23 protein-coding genes and 2 pseudogenes are annotated in these 26202 nt (G+C 59.7%); 14 read left to right on the forward strand and 11 right to left on the reverse strand.

Features of this window, described 5'->3' with window-relative positions; genetic code table 11:
* Window positions 1–45: 45 nt before the first annotated feature.
* Complete coding sequence (locus AB7M26_RS09340; protein ID WP_123498609.1) at window positions 46–1380, forward strand: DEAD/DEAH box helicase; 1335 nt, start codon at window positions 46–48, stop codon at window positions 1378–1380.
* A gap of 123 nt (window positions 1381–1503) precedes the next feature.
* Here the strand turns inward: AB7M26_RS09340 and AB7M26_RS09345 are convergent, their stop codons facing one another.
* Window positions 1504–2745, reverse strand: coding sequence for a TIGR03862 family flavoprotein (locus AB7M26_RS09345; RefSeq protein ID WP_185022188.1), 1242 nt, complete (start codon window positions 2743–2745; stop codon window positions 1504–1506).
* A gap of 280 nt (window positions 2746–3025) precedes the next feature.
* Entirely contained in the window at window positions 3026–3946 is a 921-nt protein-coding gene (locus AB7M26_RS09350; protein WP_008070042.1) for a histone deacetylase family protein, read from the reverse strand.
* Window positions 3947–4036: 90 nt separating this feature from the next.
* Here AB7M26_RS09350 and AB7M26_RS09355 point away from each other — a divergent pair, with 90 nt between their 5' ends.
* The 3 genes from AB7M26_RS09355 (at window position 4037) to AB7M26_RS09365 (ending at window position 6172) form a co-directional block, all read left to right on the forward strand.
* A complete protein-coding gene (locus tag AB7M26_RS09355) occupies window positions 4037–4606 on the forward strand; it encodes a GNAT family N-acetyltransferase (RefSeq protein WP_123498613.1) in 570 nt (189 codons plus the stop codon).
* 106 nt (window positions 4607–4712) lie between these two features.
* Window positions 4713–5582 (forward strand): acyl-CoA thioesterase II, encoded by an 870-nt coding sequence (tesB, locus tag AB7M26_RS09360; RefSeq protein ID WP_123498615.1) that lies wholly within the window; start codon window positions 4713–4715, stop codon window positions 5580–5582.
* Window positions 5579–6172, forward strand: coding sequence for an HAD family hydrolase (locus AB7M26_RS09365; protein WP_123498617.1), 594 nt, complete (start codon window positions 5579–5581; stop codon window positions 6170–6172). Before tesB ends, AB7M26_RS09365 begins: the two co-directional genes overlap by 4 nt.
* Before the next feature lie 23 nt (window positions 6173–6195).
* On the opposite strand, the gene AB7M26_RS09370 is transcribed toward AB7M26_RS09365, so the two are convergent.
* Together AB7M26_RS09370 and ypfJ are read right to left on the reverse strand one after the other, a co-directional pair.
* Window positions 6196–7155: an alpha/beta fold hydrolase gene (locus tag AB7M26_RS09370; protein WP_123498619.1), complete on the reverse strand. Its 960-nt coding sequence runs from the start codon at window positions 7153–7155 to the stop codon at window positions 6196–6198.
* Window positions 7155–8048: a KPN_02809 family neutral zinc metallopeptidase gene (ypfJ, locus tag AB7M26_RS09375; RefSeq protein ID WP_123498621.1), complete on the reverse strand. Its 894-nt coding sequence runs from the start codon at window positions 8046–8048 to the stop codon at window positions 7155–7157. Before ypfJ ends, AB7M26_RS09370 begins: the two co-directional genes overlap by 1 nt.
* 243 nt (window positions 8049–8291) lie before the next feature.
* Here ypfJ and AB7M26_RS09380 point away from each other — a divergent pair, with 243 nt between their 5' ends.
* A complete protein-coding gene (locus tag AB7M26_RS09380) occupies window positions 8292–9071 on the forward strand; it encodes an IclR family transcriptional regulator (protein ID WP_123498623.1) in 780 nt (259 codons plus the stop codon).
* Between the two features lie 133 nt (window positions 9072–9204).
* A pseudogene (locus AB7M26_RS09385) lies at window positions 9205–10086 on the forward strand (DMT family transporter); the annotation flags it as partial.
* A 49-nt stretch (window positions 10087–10135) separates the two neighbouring features.
* Here AB7M26_RS09385 and AB7M26_RS09390 read toward each other — a convergent pair.
* Entirely contained in the window at window positions 10136–11473 is a 1338-nt protein-coding gene (locus AB7M26_RS09390; RefSeq protein WP_123498627.1) for an MFS transporter, read from the reverse strand.
* Window positions 11474–11963: 490 nt separating this feature from the next.
* Between AB7M26_RS09390 and quiC the strand changes: the two genes are divergently transcribed.
* Window positions 11964–13865 (forward strand): 3-dehydroshikimate dehydratase QuiC, encoded by a 1902-nt coding sequence (quiC, locus tag AB7M26_RS09395; RefSeq protein WP_123498629.1) that lies wholly within the window; start codon window positions 11964–11966, stop codon window positions 13863–13865.
* 103 nt (window positions 13866–13968) lie between these two features.
* Complete coding sequence (locus tag AB7M26_RS09400) at window positions 13969–14646, forward strand: TetR family transcriptional regulator (RefSeq protein WP_123498631.1); 678 nt, start codon at window positions 13969–13971, stop codon at window positions 14644–14646.
* 60 nt (window positions 14647–14706) lie between these two features.
* Here AB7M26_RS09400 and AB7M26_RS09405 read toward each other — a convergent pair whose 3' ends face one another.
* The 3 genes from AB7M26_RS09405 to AB7M26_RS09415 form a co-directional block, all read right to left on the reverse strand.
* Window positions 14707–15561, reverse strand: a complete 855-nt coding sequence (locus AB7M26_RS09405; RefSeq protein ID WP_123498633.1) for a shikimate dehydrogenase — start codon at window positions 15559–15561, stop codon at window positions 14707–14709.
* Between the two features lie 5 nt (window positions 15562–15566).
* Window positions 15567–16007 (reverse strand): type II 3-dehydroquinate dehydratase, encoded by a 441-nt coding sequence (gene aroQ / locus AB7M26_RS09410; protein ID WP_123498635.1) that lies wholly within the window; start codon window positions 16005–16007, stop codon window positions 15567–15569.
* Window positions 16008–16185: 178 nt separating this feature from the next.
* The gene (locus tag AB7M26_RS09415) at window positions 16186–17097 is read right to left on the reverse strand and encodes a LysR family transcriptional regulator (protein WP_123498637.1); all 912 of its coding nucleotides are present in this window, start codon (window positions 17095–17097) and stop codon (window positions 16186–16188) included.
* Between the two features lie 260 nt (window positions 17098–17357).
* On the opposite strand from AB7M26_RS09415, the pseudogene AB7M26_RS09420 reads away from it, so the two are divergent.
* Window positions 17358–17785: pseudogene (locus AB7M26_RS09420) on the forward strand (DUF4160 domain-containing protein).
* On the forward strand, window positions 17782–18228 hold the full coding sequence (locus AB7M26_RS09425; protein ID WP_123498641.1) for a DUF2442 domain-containing protein: 447 nt from the start codon (window positions 17782–17784) through the stop codon (window positions 18226–18228). Before AB7M26_RS09420 ends, AB7M26_RS09425 begins: the two are co-directional and overlap by 4 nt.
* 54 nt (window positions 18229–18282) lie before the next feature.
* Here the strand turns inward: AB7M26_RS09425 and trmA are convergent, their stop codons facing one another.
* Window positions 18283–19362 (reverse strand): tRNA (uridine(54)-C5)-methyltransferase TrmA, encoded by a 1080-nt coding sequence (trmA, locus tag AB7M26_RS09430; RefSeq protein ID WP_123498643.1) that lies wholly within the window; start codon window positions 19360–19362, stop codon window positions 18283–18285.
* The gene (locus tag AB7M26_RS09435) at window positions 19359–20654 is read right to left on the reverse strand and encodes an NCS2 family permease (RefSeq protein ID WP_123498645.1); all 1296 of its coding nucleotides are present in this window, start codon (window positions 20652–20654) and stop codon (window positions 19359–19361) included. Before AB7M26_RS09435 ends, trmA begins: the two co-directional genes overlap by 4 nt.
* Window positions 20655–20880: 226 nt before the next feature.
* On the opposite strand from AB7M26_RS09435, the gene AB7M26_RS09440 reads away from it, so the two are divergent.
* Together AB7M26_RS09440 and AB7M26_RS09445 are read left to right on the forward strand one after the other, a co-directional pair.
* Window positions 20881–21336, forward strand: coding sequence for a DUF4879 domain-containing protein (locus tag AB7M26_RS09440; protein ID WP_123498647.1), 456 nt, complete (start codon window positions 20881–20883; stop codon window positions 21334–21336).
* A gap of 67 nt (window positions 21337–21403) precedes the next feature.
* Complete coding sequence (locus tag AB7M26_RS09445) at window positions 21404–21955, forward strand: DJ-1 family glyoxalase III (RefSeq protein WP_123498649.1); 552 nt, start codon at window positions 21404–21406, stop codon at window positions 21953–21955.
* Window positions 21956–21975: 20 nt separating this feature from the next.
* On the opposite strand, the gene AB7M26_RS09450 is transcribed toward AB7M26_RS09445, so the two are convergent.
* Complete coding sequence (locus AB7M26_RS09450; RefSeq protein ID WP_123498651.1) at window positions 21976–23214, reverse strand: MFS transporter; 1239 nt, start codon at window positions 23212–23214, stop codon at window positions 21976–21978.
* A gap of 520 nt (window positions 23215–23734) precedes the next feature.
* Between AB7M26_RS09450 and AB7M26_RS09455 the strand changes: the two genes are divergently transcribed.
* Together AB7M26_RS09455 and cydB are read left to right on the forward strand one after the other, a co-directional pair.
* Window positions 23735–25174, forward strand: a complete 1440-nt coding sequence (locus AB7M26_RS09455; RefSeq protein ID WP_123498653.1) for a cytochrome ubiquinol oxidase subunit I — start codon at window positions 23735–23737, stop codon at window positions 25172–25174.
* Between the two features lie 3 nt (window positions 25175–25177).
* Complete coding sequence (gene cydB, locus AB7M26_RS09460) at window positions 25178–26185, forward strand: cytochrome d ubiquinol oxidase subunit II (RefSeq protein WP_123359142.1); 1008 nt, start codon at window positions 25178–25180, stop codon at window positions 26183–26185.
* The last annotated feature ends 17 nt before the right edge of the window (window positions 26186–26202 follow it).

A 26202-nucleotide genomic window follows, 5' to 3' on the forward strand; every position in this document is an offset into this window, starting at 1 on the left:
CACTTGTTTTGAAAAACCCGCGCTGAATTTTCCTACGGTACTCCCATGACTTTCGCCACCCTTGGCCTGATCGAACCTTTGCTGCGCGCTCTCGAGACGCTCGGCTACCAGACTCCTACGCCGGTCCAGGCGCAAGCCATTCCGGCGGTGCTGGCCGGTCGCGACCTGATGGCCGCCGCCCAGACCGGCACCGGCAAAACCGCCGGTTTCGCCCTGCCGCTGCTGCAATTGCTGGCCATGGAAGGGCCGAAAGTCAGCGCCAACTCCGTGCGCGCACTGATCCTGGTGCCAACCCGCGAGCTGGCCGAACAGGTTCACGAAGCCGTGCGCCAGTACGCCGAGAACCTGCCGTTGAGCACGTACGCGGTGTACGGCGGCGTCAGCATCAACCCGCAAATGATGAAGCTGCGCAAGGGTGTCGACCTGTTGGTGGCGACTCCGGGCCGCTTGCTCGACCTGTTCCGCCAGAACGCGCTCAAGTTCAACCAGTTGCAAACCCTGGTGCTGGACGAAGCCGATCGCATGCTCGATCTGGGCTTTTCCGAAGAGCTGGGGAATATCTATAAAGCCCTGCCGAAGAAACGTCAGACGCTGTTGTTCTCCGCGACCTTCTCCGACGCCATCCGCACGCTGGCCGGGCAAATGCTCAACGACCCTCTGAGCATCGAAGTCAGCCCGCGCAACGTCGCCGCCAACACCGTCAAGCAATGGGTGGTGACGGTGGACAAGAAGCGTAAGCCGGAACTGTTCGTTCACTTGATGCGCAAGGGCAAGTGGAAGCAGGTGCTGGTGTTCGCCAAGACCCGTAACGGCGTAGACGCGTTGGTGGAAAAGCTCCAGGGCCTGGGCATCAATGCCGACGGCATCCACGGCGACAAACCTCAGGCGACTCGTCAGCGGGCACTGGATCGTTTCAAGGCCAGTGAAGTGCAGATCCTTGTAGCCACCGACGTGGCAGCGCGTGGCCTGGATATCGAAGATTTGCCATTGGTGGTCAATTTCGACCTGCCGATCGTGGCCGAGGACTACATCCACCGCATTGGTCGCACCGGCCGTGCGGGCGCAACCGGGCAGGCGATTTCGCTGGTGTGTGCTGATGAGGTGAATTTGCTATCGGCTATCGAGACGTTGACCCGTCAGACGTTGACTCGCCAGATGGAGCAGGATTTCGAGCCTGAGCACCGCGTGCCGGATACGGATGCCAGCGGTCAGGTGGTCAAGAAGCCCAAAAAGCCGAAGAAGCCCAAGACCTCCAGTGGCGGCAAGCACAATTTGGGCAAGTGGGTCGAGAGCGGTGATGCCTCGGCGCCGGAGCCTTCGATCAAGCCTGTGCGTAAAGTGCCGGTGTTTAATACCGGGCCGCGTAAGCGTAAGCCTTGATTAGCTGCGGCGCCTGTTAGGCCGCCATCGCGAGCAGGTTCGCTCCCACAGGTGACCGAGTTCTTTCATAGGAATACGGTCAATGTGGGAGCGAGCCTGCTCGCGATGGACGCGACACGGTCTTCAATCCTTGCGCTGCAACCACTCCACCATCCCCAACCCCGCTGCTCGCCCACTGGCAAAACACGCGGTCAGCAGATAGCCGCCGGTCGGCGCTTCCCAATCGAGCATTTCCCCCGCGCAGAACACGCCGGGCAGTTGCTTGAGCATCAAACGTTCATCCATCGACTCGAACATCACGCCCCCTGCGCTGCTGATGGCCTCGTCCAATGGCCGGGTTTTCACCAACGTCAGCGGCAATGCCTTGATCGCTTTGGCCAGCAATGCCGGATCGGTAAAACAGTCGGCCGGTGTCAGCTCTCGCAACAGCGCCGCTTTCACCCCATCAAGCCCAAGCTGACTGTGCAGGTGTTTGGCCATGGAACGGGAGCCGCGAGGTTTGCTTAGCGCCGCCTGGATTTTATCCACAGGCTTGCCCGGCAACAGATCGAGATGAATGGTCGCCGAGCCGTGCTGATTGATCGCTTCGCGGATTGGCGCCGACAGGGCGTAGATCAAACTGCCTTCAATCCCCGTGGCAGTGATCACGCATTCCCCGAGTCGCGGCACGTCGTCATTGAGGCCAATGGCGATGTTTTTCAGCGGGCTGCCTGCGAATTTGCTGACCATCAATTCGCTCCAGGCCTGCACCTCGAAGCCGCAATTGCTCGGTTGCAACGGCGCCAGTCCTACACCGCGCTGTTCCAGCGCCAACATCCAGGCACCGTCCGAACCGAGGCGCGACCAACTGCCGCCGCCTAGGGCCAGCAGGGTCGCGTCGGCTTGAATGGTTTTTTCACCTTCGGGGCTGTCGATGCGCAAGTCACCGTTGTGATCCCAACCAAGCCAGCGATGGCGGGTGTGGATAACTACGCCGGCATCGCGCAGGCGTTTGAGCCAGGCACGCAACAGGGGCGCGGCTTTCATGTCGGTAGGAAACACCCGGCCGGAGCTGCCGACAAAGGTTTCGATGCCCAGGTCATGAATCCATTGGCACAAGGCGTCGGCGCCGAAGGACCGTAACAGCGGCGCAATCTGCGGTGCCCGTTCGGCATAGCGTGAGAGAAACTCCGGGTAGGCCTCGGAATGGGTGATGTTCATGCCGCCGACCCCGGCGAGGAGGAATTTTCGCCCCACTGAAGGCATGCCGTCGTACAGATCGACCTTGATCCCGGCCTGGCTCAGCACTTCAGCCGCCATCAAACCGGCGGGGCCGCCGCCGAGGATGGCGACGTGAGGGGGGAGGGAAGTGGAGGGCTGGGTCATGGCGAGAGCTGCGGTATGGCGGAATAAGCCGCGCATTCTACCAGTGCACGATAACTGTGGGAGCGGGCTTGCCCGCGATAGCGGACTGTCAGGCAACAAAGAGGTTGAATGTGCCGGCCTCTTCGCGGGCAAGCCCGCTCCCACAGGATTGTGGGTGGATTCGAATGCTGGTTAAAAAACAACCACCGCTCTGTAGCCTACACCCCGCATGGCCTGCAGACCCTTTCACTCAGGTTATCCACAGGCGGTTCCACAGGCATTGTGGGTAAAGACTCACACATCAATGACAACCTGATGACTGCCACACCCGTTGGGCGCTGTGATGGAGGATGCCATGACGGCGCGCCAGGGCCTTGCGGTCTTTGCTGTAACCGCCGCCGATCACGCCGACCACCGGAATATCCCGGCCCAGGCAATGGCGCATCACGCTTTCATCGCGAGCGGCGACGCCTTCGTCTGTCAGTTTCAGATAACCCAGTGCGTCATCCTTATGCACATCGACACCGGCGTCGTACAGCACCAGGTCCGGTTGGTAGAGCGGCAGCAAATAGTTGAGTGCGTCGTCCACCACTTTCAGGTAATCGGCATCGCCCATGCCCATCGGCAACGGAATATCCCAATCACTTTCGGCTTTGCGTGCAGGAAAATTCTTTTCGCAGTGCAGGGAAACGGTTATCGCCTCAGGGGTGTTGTGCAGGATTCGTGCAGTCCCGTCACCCTGATGCACATCGCAGTCGAAGATCAGCACCCGATTCACTCGGCCACTTTCCAGCAGGTAATGGCTGATCACCGCCAGGTCATTGAAGATGCAGAACCCGGCGGGATGATCGTAATGCGCGTGGTGGGTGCCGCCGGCCAAGTGACAAGCCAAACCATGTTCCAGTGCCTGTTCGGCCGCCAGCAGCGAACCGCCGACCGCTCGCACCGTGCGCCGGGCCAGCGCTTCGCTCCAGGGCAAGCCGAGGCGTCGTTGATCTTCGCGGGACAATTCGCCGCCCATGTAGCGTTCGATATACGCAGGGTCATGGGCGAGGGCGAGAATCTCTGGCGGGCAGAGGTCCGGGCGCAGCAAATCGGTGTCGCGGGTCAGCCCACTGTCCACCAGGTGATCGCGCAGCAGGCGAAACTTGTCCATGGGGAAGCGGTGATCCGCCGGGAACTCGGGGCTGTAGTCTTCGTGGTAGATCAGTGGCAGGGGCATGGCAGATTTATACAGGAAGGCATGTAGGAATGAGTGAACGATCCTACCAGCGATGTAGACTTGCGGCATGGAAACGGGGGAGAAGGCACGATGGAGCCGATACTGGAACTCGAAAGCGCACGACTGTTGTTACGGCAGTGGCGTGATGAGGATTTGCCGGCGTTTGCGGCGATGTGCGCCGATCCACAAGTGATGCGTTATTTTCCGGCACCCTTGAGTCGACTGGAAAGTGCCTCGTTGATCGGGCGGATTCGCGGGCATTTTGCCGAGCATGGTTTCGGTCTCTGGGCACTGGAGCGCAAGGACACCGGGGCGTTCATCGGGTTTACCGGGCTGGGTGTGGTCGGCTTCGATGCGCCATTTACGCCTGCCATCGAAATCGGCTGGCGCCTGGCGCGCGAGCACTGGGGGCTGGGTTATGCCGGTGAAGCGGCGTGGACCGCTCTGCGCTGCGGGTTTGATCGGTTGGCGCTACAAGAGGTCGTTGCATTCACCACAAAGACCAATTTGCCATCCGAGAAAGTCATGCAAGCGATCGGCATGCACCATGCCCCCGCCGATGACTTCGAGCACCCGCGGCTTGCAGCCGATCATCCGCTGCGTCCGCACGTGTTGTACCGCATCACCCGTGAGCAATGGCTGCAAACCTTGCATGGATAAGCAGGCGCGGACGTTTACAATGGCCCTCATGTTGAAGCGGGCCATAAACTGAATCGACCGCCGCAGCCAAGACTGCGCGGCATTGCGTTGTGTGAGGAGAGTCTGAATGAGCCAAGTGTTGGAAGATCTGGTAGACCTGCTGACCCTGGAACCGATTGAAGAAAACCTGTTCCGTGGCCGCAGCCAGGACCTGGGGTTTCGTCAGTTGTTCGGCGGTCAGGTACTCGGCCAGTCCCTGTCGGCGGCCAGTCAGACAGTCGAGCCGGCGCGCCATGTGCATTCGATGCACGGTTATTTCCTGCGCCCGGGCGATGCCAAATTGCCGGTGGTGTATCAGGTCGATCGGGTGCGCGATGGCGGCAGTTTCAGCACGCGCCGGGTGACGGCGATCCAGAAGGGCCATCCGATTTTCACTTGCAGCGCCTCGTTCCAGTACGACGAAGAAGGCTTCCAGCACCAGACTGAGATGCCGCAAGTGGTCGGCCCGGAAAACTTGCCGTCGGAGCTGGAACTCACCCAACAGCGCGCGCACCTGATCCCTGAACACATGCGCGAAAAACTGCTGTGCCCGAAACCGATCGAAGTCCGGCCGGTGACCGAAAAAGACCCCTACAACCCGCAGCCTGCCGATCCTGTCAAATACGTCTGGTTCCGCGCCGACGGTGCGTTGGCTGACACCCCGGCGCTGCACAAATACCTGCTGGCCTACGCGTCGGACTTCGGTCTGCTGACCACCTCGATGCTGCCCCACGGCAAATCGGTCTGGCAGAAAGACATGCAGGTCGCCAGCCTCGATCACGCCTTGTGGTTCCATGCCGACCTGCGCGCCGATGACTGGTTGCTGTACGCCATGGACAGCCCGTGGGCCGGCAACTCGCGCGGATTCTCCCGGGGCAGCGTGTTCAACCGTGCCGGGCAACTGGTGGCTTCGGTCACTCAGGAAGGCCTGATTCGCCATCGCAAGGATTGGGCATGAGCCTGGCCGAGGTGCGGCACTGGGTGTTCGACATGGACGGCACCCTGACAGTGGCCGTGCACGACTTCGCGGCGATTCGCGTGGCATTGGCGATTCCCGCCGAACACGACATCCTGACCCACCTCGCTGCGCTGCCGGCCGATGAAGCCGCGGCCAAACACGCGTGGCTGCTGGAGCACGAGCGGGATCTGGCGCTGGGTTCGAAGCCGGCGCCGGGCGCGGTGGAACTGGTGCGTGAGTTGGCCGGGCGCGGTTATCGCCTGGGCATTCTCACGCGCAATGCTCGTGAGCTGGCGCATGTCACGCTAGAGGCTATCGGCCTGGCCGACTGCTTTGCGGAAGAGGATGTACTGGGCCGCGATGAAGCACCGCCCAAGCCGCATCCTGGTGGATTGCTGAAACTGGCCGAAGCCTGGAAAGTGCCGGCGAGCGAGATGGTGATGGTTGGTGATTACCGCTTCGATCTGGATTGCGGCCGGGCGGCGGGGACGCGGACGGTGCTGGTGAATCTGCCGGATAATCCGTGGCCGGAATTGACTGATTGGCATGCTGCCGATTGCATCGAGTTGCGGCAATTGCTTTCAGCTTGAGAAATTGGTCGTCACCGCAAGACTCACTGATCAAACAACACCTTCTGCCCCTCAGGCGATGTAAACATCCCATCCCCATTGTGCCCGACCCCAGGCACTTCAATGAGCTGCTGACTCAACCCTTGCGGATGGCGCCGTTTCAGATAATTGAAATAATGGCGCCCACGAATCAATCGAGAAGCACCCTGGGCTTTGGCCTCGCAACTTTTATCCAGCGCCGGATGATTCGGGTCGATGTCCTGCTGCCCGAGTAAATAAACGATGTCACGTTTGACGTAGTTGTCTTCGAGTTGCGCAGGTGTTTGTCCATCGGCATAGGGGGGCAGATCCGCCAGCCCGTATTTCCAGCGATTGAAATTCGGACATTTCGCGTGACTGAACGCCACTGGCCGTTGCTCATTGAAGTAAGCGTACGACGAAGCATTGGCGATCACATAGCGCACCTTCACGCCCTCCGCCTCGAGGGCTGGCTGAGGGTGGCTCAGCAAGGCATAACGTTGAACCACCTGAGCGCCGCCGGAGTGGCCGGCAATGACGATTTGCTTCACGTCCGGAAACTGTCGCCGATCACCCAGTCGCGCGATGATTTCGTCGAGCGCCGCATAGGAACTCAGCGTAAACGGCGCGGTGGATAAACCGCCGGCCATCCAGTCATTGCCTTGCCAGCGTAAAACACTGTCAGGCACCGGATGGCTCGCGACGTCGGTTTCGTTGAGAAACTGCGGGGCGAGCACCAAGGTGTTCGCGCTTTGCCCGGCCTGCTCGGCAGCGCGTTCGGCGCTTTGGCGATAGGTTTCAGCATCGCGTAATCGACCATGGACGATGATCACTACGCGTTCGATTTTTTCCGGTGTCGGGCCCATGCTCACCGCGATTTCCCCGGCGCTCAACAGCAGGCGCCCGGAACTGATCGCCTTGACCCCTTGCTCGGCAGCCTGGGTGCTTGCGCAGGTGATTAGCAGAGCCAGCAGCCACTTGCGCATCACAGACTCTTCGCCGCGAAGGTGTCGCACTGGCCGACTTGGCCCTGTGCGAACCCGGCCTTGAACCAGCGCACTCGCTGGGCCGAAGTGCCATGGGTGAAGGAGTCCGGCACCACGCGGCCCTGACCCTGCTGTTGCAAGCGGTCGTCGCCGATGGCGTTGGCGGCGTTCAAAGCTTCTTCGATGTCACCGGGTTCCAGCCAGTTCAGACGTTTTTGCGCATTGTGGGCCCAGACGCCGGCCAGGCAATCGGCCTGCAATTCCTGACGTACCAGCAAACCATTGTCGCCTTCCATTTGCCGGCCCTGTTGGCGAGCGTCCTGAATCTTCGCGGAAACGCCGAGCAGGGTCTGCACGTGGTGCCCGACTTCGTGAGCGATCACGTAGGCCTGGGCGAAGTCGCCGGCGGCGGAAAAGCGTTGGGACATCTCTTGAAAGAAACTCATATCGAGGTAGACCTTCTGGTCAGCCGGGCAATAGAAGGGACCGGTCGCCGAAGTCGCCAGGCCGCAGGCCGAATTGACGCGGTTGCTGAACAGCACCAGGGTCGGGTCTTTATATTGTCGATCGGCCTGCTGGAAAATCTGGCGCCAGGTGTCTTCGGTATCGCCGAGGATCGAGCGCACGAATTCGGCCCCTTCATCATTGGCCGGTGGCGCCTTGCGGGTTTGGGTGGGGGCCGGGGCTGACTGTTCACTCATTTGCCCGGTCAGTTGGCCGAGGATCTGCAGCGGGTCCTGGCCAGTGATCCAGCCAATCCCGACGATCAACAGGATTGCCGTCAGGCTCAGGCCCTTGCCTCCACCGAAGCGCATTCCACCGCCCCCACCACCGACGTCATCGCCACGGGCATCGACCACGTTGTCGCTGCGTCGGCCTTTTTTCCAAAGCATGGGGGATCCTCTTTTTTACCTGATGAAGGCGCATGGTGATGAGTGTTGCCGGTGAGTAGGTATGGCGCCAGTCCGGTCGTCTGACAGCCCTTGGCGACTGGGGTTCTCCTAAGTGGCGACATTAGCGGTTTCATGGACGGACGGGGACTGCAGGTTCGGTCAAGACTGCTGTCGGACAGGTTCCAGATTTTGCTTCTTTCGAGTTGTCTTTTAGAATCAGTCAAATTTCGTTTTGGAATCCCCATGGCAGGCAGTCAGATCGAACGTGTTTTCAGCGTGCTGGAAAGCCTTGCCGGTGAACCTCAAGGTTTACCGATGCAGACCCTGGCCGAGCAACTGGATATTCCCAAGAGCGCGACCCATCGTCTGCTCGCCGAACTGATTCGTCTGGGGTATGTGCGGCAGAATCCGCAAAACCTGCGCTATCACTTATCGACCAAACTGGTCGCCATGGGCTTTCGTTACTTGTCCGGCAGTGGTGCGGACATTGTCCAGCCAGTGCTGGATCGGCTGGCCCGGGAGACCGGTGAGCTGGTGCGTCTGGGGGTGATCGAAGGCGAGCGCCAGACCTGGATCGCCAAATCCCAGGGCGCCCGTTCCGGCCTGCGTTACGACCCGGACATGGGGCGCGATGCGCCGTTGTTCTATACCGCTTCCGGGCATGCGTGGCTGGCCAGCATGAGCGATGCCGAAGCGTTGTCGCTGGTTGAACGCCAGGCCATCGAGACGCCCGAGGGCCTGGGGCCCAATGCGCCACGCTCCAACATCGAACTGCTGGAGCGGCTGCGTCTGGCGCGGGAGCAGGGCTATGCCTGGGTCGAGGAAAGTTCGGCGGTAGGCACGTCGGCGATTGCTGCCGTTATCCGTCATCCCTTGCAGGGGCGAGTGATCGGCGTGCTCAGCATTGCCGGACCGAGCGCGCGGATGCCGGGGGCGCGACTGCATGAACTGGCGCCGACGTTGTTGGCGTTCGCCCAAGAGCTGTCGGCAGCGAGTCAGGCGTCGGAGCTCTTTAGCGGATAGCGCTTGCCCCCATCGATCCGGAAGTCGATTAAAAAACCGTGCGCTGTTCGCACACTTTCAGGCGGTGCGACTATAAGAATCTGGAACCGGGTTCTAAATTATTGGAATTATCCCGCCAGAAGAGAACCTCGCCTTGACGTCGTCTATCAGCACCCCGCTCTGCGGCGTCAATCATCCTTTCAAAGGGATCCTGCTGGTGGTGGTCGCCACCTTTCTGTTTTCCAGCCATGACGCCTTGTCGAAATACCTCTGCGGGTTTTACCCGGTCGTTATGGTGGTCTGGGCTCGCTACGTGATTCACACCTTGTTGATGGCCGGGATTTTTCTCCCGCAATCCGGGTTGCGCGTCCTGCGCACCAAGCGGCCATTGCTGCAGTTGATGCGGGCGTTGTGCTTATTGGGAACCAGCCTGCTGTTTACCGGTGCGCTGTTGTTCATCCCGTTGGCCGAAGCCACGGCTGTGAATTTTCTCGCACCGGTATTGGTCACGGCGTTGTCGGTGCCACTGCTCGGTGAACAGGTGACGCGCGGGCAATGGCTGGCGGTGATTTGCGGGTTCATCGGGGTGTTGATCATCGTCCATCCCGGCGGCGAACTGTTCACGCCTGCGGTGTTGCTGCCGTTCTGCTCAGCGCTGTTTTTCTGCTTCTATCAATTGCTCACCCGCAAGCTCAGCGAAATCGATAGCCCGACCACCAGCAATTTTTTCGCCGGGCTCTGCAATACGTTGGTGATGAGTGCGCTGGTGCCGTTCTTCTGGCAAGTCCCAAGCGTGGGTCATGGAGTTTTGATGGTGGCGCTGGGGGCGTGTGGAATGACGGCGCATCTGTTGTTGACCCAGGCTTTCCGTCACGCCGCGCCCGCGTTGTTGGCGCCGTTCGGCTATTGCCAGATTGTCTTTGCCGGTTTGCTGGGCTGGTGGCTGTTTTCCCACACGCCGACCCTGACTACGGTGATCGGGATCGTGGTGATTTGCTGCAGCGGGTTGGCAGCGGCGTGGCAACAACGGCGTCGACAAGAGGAGGGCGGCAGGCCTGGAATCAGGCCTGCCGGGGGAAGGGAGTTTACGCGGTGACGGTAGGAATTTTGCGCGGTGCCATGAAGTACATCCAGATCAGTGCGATGAAGTACATCGCCGGAATCATGGTGAACAGCACGGTGTAGTTGTTGTGGGTGACCGTCAGAATGTGGCCGACCAACTGGGTCATGAACATCCCGCCGATTGCCGCGCACATCCCGCCGAAGCCGAACACCGTACTCATCATGTGCTTGGGCGTGTAGTCCATCACCAGGCTCCAGATGTTCGCGGTCCAGGCCTGGTGCGCACCGATGGCCAGGGAGATGGCGAACACCGCGAGCCACAGGTTGCTTGAGCCGGCGGCCATGACCACGCCGATGATGCAGCAGGCGAACAGGAACATGGACATCAATCGCGCCTTGATCGGGTTGATCCCGCGACCGATCAGGAACGAGGACAGGATGCCGCCGCCGACACTGCCGAAGTCAGCCGTGAGGTAGATGATGATCAGCGGAATACCCATCTGGGTCACGTTGATTCCCAGGTTGTATTGCTGATTGAGAAACGGCGGCAGCCAGTACAGGTAGAACCAGAACACCGGCGCGGTAATCGAGTAGGCGAGGGCGAAGGCCCAGGTGCCACGCATGCGCAGGATTCGCGAGAACGGTACGCGGGATTGTTCCGGCTCGACTTCCTTCTGGATGTAGTCCAGTTCCGATTGCTTGACGCTCGGGTGCTCTTCCGGGTTGAAGTACTTCAGACCCCAGAACAGCAACCAGATGCCGCCCAGTGCCGCCATGCACAGGAACGCGGCTTGCCAGCCCCAGGCGTGGAGGATCAGCGGCAGCAGCATGGGCGTGAACATCGCGCCAACGTTGGTCCCGGCGTTGAAGATGCCGGTGGCCACGGCACGCTCGCCGGCGGGGAACCACAACCGGGTGGTTTTCACGCAGGCCGGGTAATTCGCCGCTTCAGTCAACCCGAGAATGAACCGGCAGACCATGAAGCCCACCGCCGAAGTGGCCAGGCCATGAGCACCGGTGGCCAGGCTCCAGAGCAGCACCGCGCAGAAGAACACGCGTTTGACGCCGACCCGGTCGATCAACCGGCCCTGCAGCACAAAGCCGATGGCGTAGCCGACCTGAAACCAGAAGTTGATGTTGGCGTAGTCCATCGCCGTCCAGCTCATTTCCTTGGCCAGGATCGGCTGCATGACGCCCAGGGCAGCACGGTCGATGTAGTTCAGAGTGGTGGCGAAAAACACCAGCGCCAGCATCCCCCAGCGGGTTTTGCCGACCGCCATGGCGCCGCGGATTTTGTCGCCGATGCCGCCAGTGGCGACGCCCATGGCCGGAGCCACGCGAGAGCTTTGAGAAGGAATCATGTGTATGTGCCATCCGTTCAATGACTGACAAGCGAGGCTTGTCGGGACTTCAAGGGCGCGTGATCAATCGACGGCGCCAGGCGCGGGTGTGATTGATCGGCTGAGGTGTTTTCGTCGGACTGACGACAACGCGTTATTCAGCGAGCGGCACGGTTCGGCCGAGAGGGCGCAAGGTTCGGATGGATGCCAGATACAGCGTGAGGGTGGAGCAAGCAAACAAGGCGTTGAATAAGCGCATGAGCGTGTACCCGTTTTTTGAAATTTTTATGTGGTGTTCAGGGTCTTTGGTAACCGAGTCCATAGGGTCGCGGCCGGACTCAATGTGGTGTCGATGTTGCGCAGTGGACGAAAAATCGTCAATTCGCCAACCGCCATTGTGTTCGATAATCGCCCGCAAAACTAACCGGGTAGTACACTTTGAATTGCTGTGTGGATTCGTCAAGCCAATAATTTGCCCAACAAGAATGTCCCCACCACCGGGAGTCGACACATGCAGCGTTCCATTGCCACCGTTTCCTTGAGCGGCACCTTGCCGGAAAAACTCGAAGCCATCGCCGCCGCCGGTTTTGACGGCGTGGAGATTTTCGAGAACGACCTTCTCTACTACGACGGCAGTCCGCGGGAAATCCGACAGATGTGCGCCGATCTCGGGATCGCCATCACGCTGTTTCAACCCTTTCGGGATTTCGAAGGTTGCCGCCGCGATCGCCTGCCACGCAATCTGGAGCGGGCCGAGCGCAAGTTCGATTTGATGCAGGAACTGGGCACCGACCTGGTGCTGGTGTGCAGCAACGCCTCGGCCGACTCCATCGGTGATGAGCAGATCCTGGTCGATGACTTGCGCCTGCTCGCCGAACGGGCCGGCGCTCGTGGTTTGCGGATCGGCTACGAAGCGCTGGCGTGGGGTCGACACGTCAACACGTATCAGCAGGTGTGGAACATCGTTCAACAGGCCGATCATCCAAGCCTCGGCGTATTGCTGGACAGTTTTCATACGCTGTCGCTCAAGGGCGACCCGAGCGCCATCGCCGAGATTCCCGGCGACAAGATTTTCTTCGTGCAAATGGCCGACGCGCCGATCCTGGCCATGGATGTGCTGGAGTGGAGCCGACACTTCCGCTGCTTCCCGGGTCAGGGCGAATTCGATCTGCCGGGCTTCCTTGCGCCCATCATCAAGAGTGGCTACACCGGGCCGCTGTCGCTGGAGATCTTCAACGACGGCTTCCGCGCCGCACCGCCACGAGCCAACGCCGCCGACGGTTTGCGTTCGTTGCTGTATCTGGAAGAGAAAACCCGCCAACGTCTGGAACAGGAAGCCACGCCCGCAGCCAATCGCGACATTCTGTTCCAGACCCCAAGCGCCAGCGAATACAACGGCATCGAGTTTCTTGAATTCGCAGTGGATGAAAGCCTCGGAGCCAAGCTGTCCCATTGGCTGGAGCGGCTGGGTTTCGTCAAGGCCGGGCAGCACCGTTCCAAAAGTGTCAGCCTGTTGCGTCAGGGCGATATCAACCTGATCCTCAATTGCGAGCCTTATTCCTTCGCCCACAGTTTTTTCGAGGCCCACGGCCCATCGCTGTGCGCCACCGCCGTGCGGGTCCAGGACAGCGCCAGTGCGCTGGCCCGTGCCGTGGCTTACAAAGGCCAGCCCTATCGCGGCCTCGTTGGCCCCAATGAGCTGGAACTGGCAGCGGTGCGAGCGCCGGACGGCAGCCTGATTTACCTGGTGGACCAGAACGCTGACGTCTACGGCACCGACTTCAACCTGCAACCGACGGCCGTGGCCAGCGGTGGCCTCAAGCGTATCGATCACATGGCGATGGCGCTGCCCGCCGACAGCCTCGACAGTTGGGTGCTGTTCTATAAAAGCCTGCTGGATTTCGAAGCCGACGATGAGGTGGTGCTGCCTGATCCGTATGGTTTGGTGAAGAGCCGTGCGTTGCGCAGCCGTTGCAGTTCGATCCGCCTGCCGCTGAACATTTCCGAGAACCGCAACACCGCCATCTCACACGCACTGTCGAGTTATCGCGGTTCCGGCGTGCATCACATCGCTTTCGATTGCGACGACATCTTTGCCGAAGTCAGCCGCGCCAAGGAGGCGGGCGTGCCGCTGCTGGATATCCCGCTCAACTACTACGATGACCTCGCTGCGCGGTTCGATTTCGACGATGAATTCCTCAGCGAACTGGCCTATTTCAACGTGCTTTACGACCGCGATGCTCAGGGCGGCGAGCTGTTTCATGTGTACACCGAGCCGTTCGAAGGGCGGTTCTTCTTTGAAATCATCCAGCGCAAAAATGGCTACGCGGGTTACGGCGCAGCCAACGTGGCGGTGCGACTGGCGGCCATGGCTAAATCGCGAAGTGGTGGCGTACGTCAGGCAAAGTTGTAGGAAAATCGTAAACACGGGTACATAACTGCTGCCTCGCGACTTCCTTCACTGGGCGCGGCAGCCCATAATCGCCAGCTTGTGCAGTGATGGCCGTGAGCCCGCAATGACAATAATTACAGAACTCTCCGTAGCGCCCGAAAAGCCAATTGCCGAGCCTCGCAAGAGTCGCAAGAACAACCCGGAAAAGACCCGCGAGAACATTCTTCAAGAGGCCATTGTCGAGTTCGTTCAGCAGGGGCTTTCCGGTGCGCGCGTCGATGCAATTGCCGAACGCATCCACACCTCAAAACGCATGATCTATTACTACTTCGGCAGTAAGGAACAGCTCTACGTCGAGGTGCTGGAGAAACTCTACGGGGATATCCGCAGCACCGAGAACCGTCTGCACCTGGCCGAGCTGGCGCCGGTGGAAGCGATTCGGCGGTTGGTGGAGTTCACCTTCGATCACCATGATCGCAACGTCGATTTCGTGCGTATCGTCAGCATCGAGAACATTCACAACGCCGAGTATGTGAAGCGCTCCGATGCGATCAAGGCAATGAACAACACCATCCTCGATTCACTGGGCGAGATTTTGCGTCGCGGCTGCGAAGAAGGTGTATTCCGCACCGACCTCGATCCATTGGATGTGCATCTGCTGATCAGCTCGTTTTGCTTCTATCGGGTGTCGAACCGTCATACCTTCGGTGAGATCTTTCAGATCGACTTGCCGGACGAAAGCATCAAGCAGCGTCATCGGGAGATGATTTGCGAGTCGGTTTTGCGATATCTGCAGGCCTGATCTGTGGCGAGGGGGCTAGCCCCCGTTGGGCTGCGCAGCAGCCCTCAGATCTTTTAAACCTCAACCCTTCATGCTCTGAAAATGCGCCAGCATCCGCTGAGCATCCGGCACCACGCCGCTGAACAGTTCAAACGCCTTCACCGCCTGAAACACCGCCATGTTGCCACCATCCAGCGTTCGGCAACCCAGCGCGCGAGCGTTGCGCAGCAGTTCGGTTTCCAGTGGGAAGTAGACGATCTCCGCAACCCACAACTGCGCCCGAAGCAACTCAACCGGCACGGGCATGCCCGGCAGCTTTTTCATGCCCATCGGCGTGGTATTCACCAGTCCGTCGGCTTCGGCCATGTTGCTCGCCAAGTCATGCCCGGCCACGGCACGACCGAAACCGAAATGCTGATTGAGGTTGTTCGCCAGCGACTGAGCGCGACCTTGATCCACATCGAAAATGCTTAGCAGCTGTACGCCTTCGCTCAATAGCGCGTGGGCCACTGCCGCGCCTGCGCCACCAGCGCCCATTTGTACGACGCGCTCAAGAGCAACGCCCTGCAAGCCACGGCGAAAGCCTTCGGCAAAACCCAGGCAATCGGTGTTGTGGCCGATGCGTTTACCGTCCTTGAGCACCACCGTGTTCACCGCGCCAATACCGCGGGCTTCCGGCGACAATTCGTCCAGCAACGGGATGATCGTCTGCTTGCACGGGAAGGTGATGTTCAGCCCGGTGAAATTCATTCGTTCGGCGGCCATCAGCAGGTCGGGCAGGGCACTGCTGTCGAGCTTCAATTGATCCAGATCGATCAACCGATACAGGTAACGCAAACCCTGAGCGTCACCTTCATGCTCGTGCAGCGCGGGAGTGCGGGAAGCCTGAATGCCGGCACCGATCAGCCCGGCCAATACCACGGTGTTCTGTGTCATGACGCTTAACCTTCCAAACGATGGCTGAAATGCTCCAGCGCCAAACGATAGCCGTGGCTGCCGAAACCGCACATGACCGCAGTGGCGATGGACGAAACAAAGGAGTGATGCCGAAAGGGTTCACGGGCATGGACGTTGGACAGATGCACTTCGATCACCGGCAGTTCGCTGGCGACCAGGGCGTCACGAATGGCGACCGAGGTGTGAGTCCAGGCGGCCGGGTTGATGACGATCCCGGCGCAGCGGCCACGGGCGGTGTGAATCCAGTCGAGCAATTCGCCTTCATGGTTGGTCTGGCGAAACTCCACTGTCAGGCCGAACTCTTCGGCCGCGCGACCGCACAGCGCTGAAATGTCCGCCAGGGTTTCGTGGCCGTAAGTCGCCGGTTCACGGGTGCCCAGCAGGTTCAGGTTCGGGCCGTTGAGCACCAGAACGATAGGGGACATCGGATCTCTCCACATATTATTTTTGGCATTGGCCGAGGATTTCAGCCTGTGGAGAGAAATTGTACTAACTGGTTAATAAGGTCAATTGAAGAGGGCTTCAGGCCTGGATTATTTGTGCGGTGATCGAACATGCGCAAAAAGATCGCAGCCTGCGGCAGCTCCAACAGGTGCGATCTTTTCAGCGCGGCAGATGCTCAACCAGAAAATCGATAAACGCTCTTAGCCGCAACGGCACATGGCGGCTTTGCGGATACAGCAGAGTGAAGGGGCGGGAACGTCCGCCGTAGGGCTCGAGCACTTCCACCAGCGAACCGTCCGCCAGTTCCTTTTCGACGATGAAGCGATAGGTTTGAAAAATCCCCGCGCCGCTTTTTGCCAGCGTCACGCCGCCCAATACGTCATCGGAACAGCAGTAGTTGCCCTCGGCCAAAATCTCCCGCGGCACATCGTTGTCGTTGAACAGCCAGGCAATCCGCCGCCCACTGCTGGGCAGTTCGTACTGGATGCATTCGTGCTGAGCCAAGTCATCCAGGGTCTGCGGGGTGCCGGCGCGCTTCAGGTAATCAGGGCTGGCAATCATCACCAGCGCGGCGTCCTCCAACGGCCGTGCAATCAGCCCGGAGTCGGGAATGGCCCGCACACGGATTGCCATGTCATAGCCTTCGCCGACGAAATCGATGTTGCGATTGCTGATGTGTGCCTCGACTTTCACGGCGGGAAAGCGAGCCCGAAACGCAGGCAGCAACGGCAGGATTCGATGATGGGCATAGGTCGTGGGAATGCTGATGCGCAAAGTGCCGGAAGGTTCTTGCTGCTGCCCCATCACCTCGCGCTGGGCCTCGACCAGTTGTGCGAGAGCCTCACGACACTCTTCGAAATAACGCCGGCCACTGTCGGTCAGCTTGACGCTGCGAGTGGTACGCGCAAACAGCCGCACGCCCAAGCGTTCTTCCATGCGCGACACCGAGCGGCTGACGGCGGCCGGGGTCACACCTGCCACCAGAGCCGCGGCAGTAAAGCTGCCAGCTTCGGCGGCCAGGCAAAACAGTTCGATGCTGCCAAGCTGAAGATCGTCGAAATGTCGCTGCATGATTGATTACACCGGGAATCAAATGAAGTGTCTGAGTCTGTATCTATCAAATAAGAGCGCACAAATACAGGGCCGGGTTACCGGCCAGGTATTGGCGATGAAAGGATTGCTTACTCTTTTTTGCCTTGATTGGCGGAGCCCGATCGACCTGGAACGCTAGGCTCAAACGTGGCCAGTTGATCCAAGCGATCAGCGCCACTTATCGGATTCTTCAAGGAATGGCGAATCTTCGAGCTCTATAACCTAACAGATGGGTTAGCATAAATGTATGCCGCTACAAAGGGTTTTCACTGGTGGTCATGTTGCGTGATGAGCATTGCCCGCCACACGTTCACGTCGACGCAGGCACATGGAGCGCGCGCTTCAGGTTCAGCTTCTGGCACAACGGCGTCGAGCTCTGGGATGTGTCCCTCATTCGCATCGACCTCCTCTGGCTGTGCTGGAGGGATTGCGTCAGGCGCTCAGGCAACCTGCCCATTTACGGCGAGCCCGTGGCATCTGGTGGAGCAAATTGCAGACGGCTTGCCTCGACAATCAGTTATGGGATTGGCAGGGCAATGAAGTGGTCGTGATGAAGAGGATTGCCAGTACGACTTACATGATTGGTTCGACTCGCTATGAGCCTGAAGGCAACAAGACCCTACTGACCCTGATGGGAGCACCTGAGGGGGTGGAGATCGAATTATGAAAGCGATAAGCGCAAAAATGCAGGTCGATCACCCCGTGACCGAAGGCGTTTTGGACGAAGCGATCGAGAGTGGTGAGGCGCGCCGTCGCGCTGGATTGAATGCGACCACGGTGATCTTTCTTGATCCATGTCTCGCCGTCGGTTTTGAGGATGGCAGCGGTGTGTTGTTGCCAGTGAAAAACTATCCAGAGTTCGATGGTTTCGAGACTGAGGATTTCGCCGGGCTGAAAGTCGGTTTCGCCGGAGCCGCACTTTTTCATGAAGACAAGGATCTGCAGGTGTCCATCGCCGGCTTGATCTCGGCGAGCAAACCGCTGATGGATATGGCCGCCTCGGTGATCGCATCGCGTAATGGTCGTCAGAGCAGCGCTGCGAAGGCCGAGGCTGCACGGGCCAACGGCAAGAAGGGCGGTCGCCCGCGCAAGGTCGATGCGGCTCTCTGATCGCCCACAAAAAAGCCGTCCGGTGGACGGCTGATTTGTAGGAGGAGGCTGCGATCAACGACGGGTCAACAACACCCCGGATTCCATATGATGGGTCCACGGAAACTGGTCGAACATCGCGCATTGAGTAATGCGGTGAGTGTCGTGCAGCTGGGCGATGTTGGCCGCCAGGGTTTCCGGGTTGCAGGAAATGTAGAGGATGTTGTCGAAGCGCCGGATCAGTTCGCAAGTGTCCGGGTCCATGCCGGCGCGGGGCGGGTCGACGAACACGCTACCGAATTCGTAGCTCTTGAGGTCGATGCCGTGCAGGCGGCGGAACGGACGAACTTCGTTCAGGGCTTCGGTCAGTTCTTCGGCAGACAAACGCACCAGCGTGACGTTATCCACTGCGTTTTCGCTCAGGTTGCTGAGCGCTGCATTGACCGAGGTCTTGCTGATTTCGGTGGCCAGTACTTTGCGCACGCGGGTCGCAAGCGGCAGGGTGAAGTTACCGTTGCCGCAATACAGCTCCAGCAAATCGTCGGAGCGATCGCCGAGGGCGTCATACGCCCAGTTGAGCATCTTCTGGTTCACGGTGCCATTGGGTTGGGTGAACGCGCCTTCCGGCTGGCGATAGCTGAAGGTACGGCCGCCAACTTCGAGTTTTTCGACCACGTAATCGTGACCGATCACTTCGCGTTTGCCCTTCGAGCGACCGATGATGCTGACGTTCAGGTCGGCTGCCAGTTTCGACGCCGCTGCGTGCCAGTGCTCGTCCAGCGGGCGGTGATAGCACAGGGTAATCATCGCATCGCCGGCCAAGGTGGTGAGGAACTCCACCTGAAACAGCTTGTGGCTCAGGGCCGCACTCGCTTGCCACGCCGCCTTGAGTTGCGGCATCAACTGGTTGATGCGCAGGCTTGCGATCGGGAACTCTTCGATCAGGATCGGCGTGCGTTTGTCTTCCTGGGAAAACATCGCGTAGTGGCGATCACCGGCTTCGCGCCACAGGCGGAATTCGGCACGCAGGCGGAAGTTTTTCAGCGGCGAATCGAACACTGCGGGTTCGGGAGCACCGAACGGGGCCAGCAGATCACGCAGACGCGTGACCTTTTCTTCGAGCTGAACGGTGTAGGCCTGGGAGTCAAAAGTCATGCGTTGAACCAACCCAACTTGATAACGAACAGAATCGACAGAATCACCAGCGCCGAATTCAACTCACGGCCGCGACCGGACAACAACTTGATGGCAGTCCAGGAGATGAAACCGAAGGCGATGCCGTTGGCGATGGAATATGTGAATGGCATGGCCAGGGCGGTGACCACGACCGGTGCGGCGACGGTGATGTCGTCCCAGTCTATTTCCGCCAGGCCGGATGTCATCAGTACGGCGACGAACAGCAAGGCAGGTGCGGTGGCGAAGGCTGGAACGCTGGCCGCCAATGGCGAGAAGAACAGCGCCAGCAGGAACAGGATAGCGACCACGATGGCGGTCAGGCCGGTGCGGCCACCGGCACTCACGCCGGCTGCGGATTCGATGTAACTGGTGGTGGTCGACGTACCCAGCAAGGAACCGGCCATGGCCGCGGTGCTGTCGGCGATCAGGGCGCGGCCCATTTTCGGCATGTGGCCGTCCTTGCCCATCAGGCCGGCGCGCTTGGCCACGCCGATCAGGGTGCCGGAGTTGTCGAACAGGTCGACGAACAGGAAGGCGAAGATCACGCTGACCAGACCGATGTCCAGAGCGCCTTTGATGTCCAGTTGCAGGAAGGTCGGTGCCAGCGACGGCGGCATCGACATCACGCCGCCGAACGGGGTGAAGCCCAACAGGATCGAAACGATGGTTACCGCCAGAATACCGATCAGCACCGCACCGCGTACTTTCAGGGCTTCGAGGGCAACGATCAGGGCAAAACCAAGGGTCGCGAGAATCGGTGCCGGTTGCTTCAAGTCGCCGAGACCGACCATGGTCGCCGGGTTGCTGACCACGATGCCGGCGTTGTGCAGGGCGATCAGGGCCAGGAACAGGCCGATACCGGCGGCAATTGCCGAGCGTAGCGCCAGCGGAATGCTGTTGATGATCCATTCGCGGATGCGGAAGATCGACAACAGAAAGAACATCACCGCCGAGATGAACACCGCGCCCAACGCCACTTGCCAGGTGTGGCCCATGTGCAGGACCACGGTGTAGGTGAAGAAGGCATTCAGGCCCATGCCCGGCGCGAGGGCGATCGGGTAGTTGGCGATCAGGCCCATGGTTGCCGAGCCGATGGCCGCAGCCAGGCAGGTGGCGACAAACACCGCACCCTTGTCCATGCCGGTCTCGCCGAGGATGCTCGGGTTGACGAACAGAATGTAGGCCATGGCCAAAAAGGTCGTGACGCCCGCCAGAATCTCGGTCCGCACGTTGGTGTTATGTGCCTTGAGTTGAAACAGCCTTTCCAGCATGTCTGCTCCCCGTGGCGCGCCCGGCGCCGTGAATGTATCGACCTCAACAGCAAAGCACAGGCCGCTGCAGGCGCCTGGGTATTTTCTGTGGGTCGGAAAAAGCCGCGCATCATACCAGCAGCGTGGGGCTATGGCTGCTTATGGCTGCGATCGTCGTCGATGTTTTGCACAAAAAGGAACTGCGCCATACTGCGCGCTGTTTTTTTGGGGGAGGGAGGGGGTAGATATGTATTGCATTAATAAGCGTGTGATTGCGGCATTTGGATTGCTACTCAGCTGTTTCATCGGAGCGCAAACAGCCTCTGCTGCCATGGCCCAACCGTTGAGCCAGGTGAAGGTGCTCAAGGTCGAATCGCCATCCTGTGGATTTGAAAGTATTGCGGACGGCCAGGCGCAAACCCGTTGCGACCACAAAGGGCCAAACATCAAGGTGTATGTGCTGGAGGTCGGCTACGGCCGTGCAGCCCATGTCGCACTGGACGGTTTCGAGGTGAACGGCACCCGAACCCCTGTCTGTGCCTTTGATACCGGCAACCTGACCGAGTGCTCCGCCGGGAAAAAAACCGTCGGCTATCTGTACATCTTCAACCTGGCGGGCAAGCAGGACGGCACCTTCACGTTCAGCAATACCTCGATCAACGCCCCCGGCAACACGATGTCGACGCAGCTTTACATCAAGTAACGGCTGGCCTCGAACAAGGGTCAGGAAAGCTGACTACGCTTTAAAGATTATCCTGTGGACCGCGCCCATGACCTTTAGAGCCCTGATTACCCTCGCCGAGGGCATCGACGATCTGCAAACCGTGACCTTGATCGATGTGCTGCGCCGCGCCAAGGTTGAAGTGGTGGTGGCCAGCATCGAGGCACGGCGCATGCTCACCTGCGCTCGCGGCACCCGCTTGACCGCTGATGCGATGTTGGTGGATTTGCTCGCCCAACCCTTCGACTTGATCGTGCTGCCTGGCGGTGCCGTAGGGGCGCAGCATTTGGCGGCCCACCAACCCTTGCAACAATTGATCAAGGACCAGGCCGCCGCCGGGCGCCTGTTCGCCGGTATTGCCGAATCTCCGGCGCTGGCGCTGCAAACCTTTGGCGTTTTGCGCCAGCGACGCATGACTTGTCTGCCCACGGTCAGCAATCAACTGTCGGGTTGTAACTTCATCGATCAACCGGTGGTGGTCGATGGCAACTGCATCACCGCTCAGGGTTCAGGCGCCGCGTTGGAGTTTGCGCTGGCGCTGGTGGAGCAACTCTGCGGCAAAGCCACGCGGACGACGGTGGCGGGGGAGTTGGTGGTTTAAGAGTGCCCTGGACAACTACGTCAGACCCTGACCTTTTCCACCGGCACATGCATACGATCGCGGTTGGCCAGGGTCGGGAACAGTTTGATCCAGGCTCCGGTCACCATCAGCGTGCCGATACCGCCCATGACCACTGCCGGCACTGTGCCGAACCAGTGAGCCGTCAAGCCGGATTCGAACTCGCCGAGCTGATTCGAAGCGCCGATGAACAAGCCATTCACCGCGCTGACCCGGCCGCGCATCTCGTCCGGGGTTTCCAGTTGCACGAACGAGGCGCGGATCACCATGCTGATCATGTCCGCTGCGCCCAATACCACCAGCACGGCGAGAGAGAACCAGAACGAAGTCGACAGGCCGAAAGCGATCGTTGCCACGCCGAATACGCCCACGGCCGTGAACATCACCCGTCCGACGTTGCGCTCAACGGCAAATCGCGCCAGAAACAACGACATCAGCAGCGCACCGACTGCAGGGGCCGAACGCAGCAGGCCCAGACCCCACGGGCCAGTCAGCAGAATGTCTTTGGCGAACACCGGCAGCAGCGCGGTTGCGCCACCCAGCAGGACGGCAAACAGGTCCAGGGAAATCGCCCCGAGAATGTCCGGACGACTGCGAATGAAGCGGATACCCGCCAGCAGCGAATCCAGGGTGGCCTTGCCCTTGTTCAGCGGTGTTTGCCGGGCCGGGAGGTTGAGCATCAGCGCACAAGCGATGAGGTAAAGGATCACCGTCGGGCCATACACCCAAACGCTGCCGAAGGCATAGAGCAAACCGCCCAGCGCCGGGGCGATGATGGTGGCTGATTGTTGGGCAGATTGCGCGGCGGCAACGGCACGGGGGAACAAGGCGCTGGGCACGATGCTCGGCAGCAATGCCTGAGTCGTCGGCATTTCGAAGGAGCGGGCGGCGCCGAGCAGGAACGCGAGGATGAAGATCATCTCCCGGGTGACCTGGTCGGTCGCGCTGCCGATGGCCAGCGACAGGGCGATCAGCGCTTGCAGGGACTGGCAAATCGCCGCGACCTTGCGCCGGTCATAGCGATCCGCGACATGCCCGGTGTGCAGCATGAACAATACCCGCGGAGCAAACTCCACCAAACCTACCAAACCCAGATCGAGTACGTTGCCGGTCAGTTGATACAGATTCCAGCCAATGGCCACGGTCAACATCTGAAAACCGCTGGCGGTGAATACCCGAGCCAGCCAGAACGCGATAAACGGGCGGTGATGACGTAACAGCAGGGGCGCTTGGCTGGGCATCTGAAGGCAGGTCTGGGCGAGGGGAAGGGCGAGATTATCACCAACCTGTAACCAGAAGTTGCAGGGCTGAGAAATTTAGTTAGCTAGACACCGATCCATGGAGCATACGCCCCCGTTGGGCTGCGAAGCGGCCCCAGACCTAGCAACTCATTTCTGCCAAGTACACCGCAGTAACCGGATTTACGACTGCTGCGCAGCCGAACGGGGGCAAGCCCCCTCGCCACAGTTACTCCACCCATCCAAAAATGTATTGCAGCTCATGCCCAAACCCATGAGGCAACCTGTCACGCGGCAAAAGACCACACCGTCCATCGGCAAAAATGCGACTACTCTTTCAACGTTGCTTGATCCAGATCAAGACCCTTCGTGGAATTGATCCGGCGGCCAGATGGCCAGACTCCCTACGTTTGTGATGATGGTCCAAAAAGAACGAATTCGAATTCGCCACACTCCATATCCGTGGGGGCAGTGGGTGTAGGCCGCAAGCCTTCAGCCGGTATTACCTGACAGAGGAAGACTTATGTTCGGTTTGGAGGCACTTGATCTCGCCCGGATTCAGTTCGCATTCACCATTTCGTTTCACATCCTGTTCCCGGCCATCACCATTGGCCTGGCGAGTTACCTGGCGGTGCTCGAAGGCCTGTGGCTGAAGACGCACAACGACACTTACCGCGATCTGTACCATTTCTGGTCGAAGATCTTTGCCGTCAACTTCGGTATGGGCGTAGTTTCCGGTTTGGTCATGGCCTATCAGTTCGGCACCAACTGGAGCCGTTTTTCGGACTTCGCCGGTTCGGTGACCGGGCCGTTGCTGACCTATGAAGTGCTCACCGCCTTCTTCCTCGAAGCCGGTTTCCTCGGCGTCATGCTGTTCGGCTGGAACAAGGTCGGGCGCAAGCTGCACTTCTTCGCTACCGTCATGGTGGCCATCGGCACCCTTATTTCGACCTTCTGGATTCTGGCCTCCAACAGCTGGATGCAGACCCCTCAAGGCTACGAGATCGTCAACGGTCAGGTTATTCCGGTGGACTGGCTGGCGATTATCTTCAACCCGTCGTTCCCCTACCGCCTGATGCACATGGCCACGGCGGCGTTCGTTGCTACTGCCTTCTTCGTCGGTTCGTCGGCGGCCTGGCACTTGCTGCGCGGCAAGGACAACCCTGCGATCCGCACCATGCTCTCGATGGCGATGTGGATGGCGCTGATCGTTGCCCCGATTCAGGCGGTTATCGGTGACTTCCACGGCCTCAATACCCTCAAGCATCAGCCGGCGAAAATCGCTGCGATCGAAGGCCACTGGGAAAATGTCGGCGACGAACCGACGCCGCTGATTCTGTTCGGCTGGCCGGACATGAAAGCCGAGAAGACCAAATTCGCGGTAGAAATTCCGTACCTCGGCAGCCTGATCCTGACCCACACCCTGGACAAACAGGTCCCTGCGCTCAAGGAATTCCCGCCTGAAGACCGGCCGAATTCGACCATCGTGTTCTGGTCGTTCCGGATCATGGTCGGTCTGGGCATGCTGATGATCTTCACTGGTTTGTGGAGCCTGTGGTTGCGTAAACGCGACAGGCTGTATACCTCGCGGCCGTTCTTGTACCTGGCGCTGTGGATGGGGCCGTCAGGCCTGATCGCGATCCTCGCCGGCTGGTTCACCACTGAAATCGGCCGTCAGCCGTGGGTGGTTTATGGGTTGATGCGCACGGCGGATGCGTCCTCCGGGCACAGCTTCGTGCAGATGAGCATCACCTTGATCATGTTCGTTGTGGTGTATTTCGCACTGTTCGGTGCCGGTCTTGGCTACATGATGCGCCTGGTGCGCAAAGGGCCGAAGATCGACGAAGGCAAGGAAACCAACGAAGGTGGTCCTGGCCAGAAACGCACACCAGCCCGTCCGCTGTCCGCAGCCGATGACAATGGTGACGCTGATCACAACCACAGCCTGAACAAGGAGATTTGAATCATGGGTATTGATCTTCCGCTGATCTGGGCCGTGATCATCATCTTCGGCATCATGATGTACGTGGTCATGGACGGCTTTGATCTTGGGATCGGAATTCTCTTCCCGTTCATCAAGGGCAAGAGCGATCGGGACGTCATGATGAACACCGTCGCCCCGGTCTGGGACGGCAACGAAACCTGGCTGGTATTGGGCGGCGCGGCATTGTTCGGCGCCTTCCCACTGGCTTATTCGGTGGTGCTCTCGGCGTTGTACCTGCCGCTGATTTTTATGCTGATCGGGCTGATTTTTCGCGGTGTGGCCTTCGAGTTTCGCTTCAAGGCCAAGGACGACAAACGCCACCTCTGGGACAAGGCATTCATCGGTGGCTCGATCGCCGCAACCTTCTTCCAGGGCGTGGCATTGGGTGCGTTCATCGATGGGCTACCGGTAGTCAATCGTCAGTTTGCCGGCGGTTCACTTGACTGGCTGACACCGTTCACGATGTTCTGCGGTGCGGCGCTGGTGGTGGCTTATGCGCTGCTCGGTTGCACGTGGCTGATCATGAAGACCGAAGGCAAGCTGCAGGAGCAGATGCATGATCTGGCGCGGCCATTGGCCTTCGTGGTGCTGGCGGTGATTGGCATCGTCAGCATCTGGACACCCTTGGCCCACGCCGAGATTGCCGCACGCTGGTTTACCCTGCCGAACCTGTTCTGGTTCCTGCCGGTGCCGATTCTGGTGCTGGTGACCATGTACGGCCTGATTCGCGCGGTGGCCCGCAATGCGCATTACACGCCATTCCTGCTGACCCTGGTGCTGATCTTCCTCGGCTACAGCGGTCTGGGTATCAGCCTGTGGCCGAACATCGTGCCGCCGTCGATCTCGATCTGGGACGCCGCCGCACCGCCGCAAAGCCAGGGCTTCATGCTGGTGGGCACGCTGTTCATCATCCCGTTCATCCTGGGCTACACCTTCTGGAGCTACTACGTGTTCCGCGGCAAGGTCACCCACGAAGATGGTTACCACTAGTGACTACGGCGCAGCAT

It is taken from the genome of Pseudomonas sp. F-14 TE3482 (genome assembly GCF_053629455.1).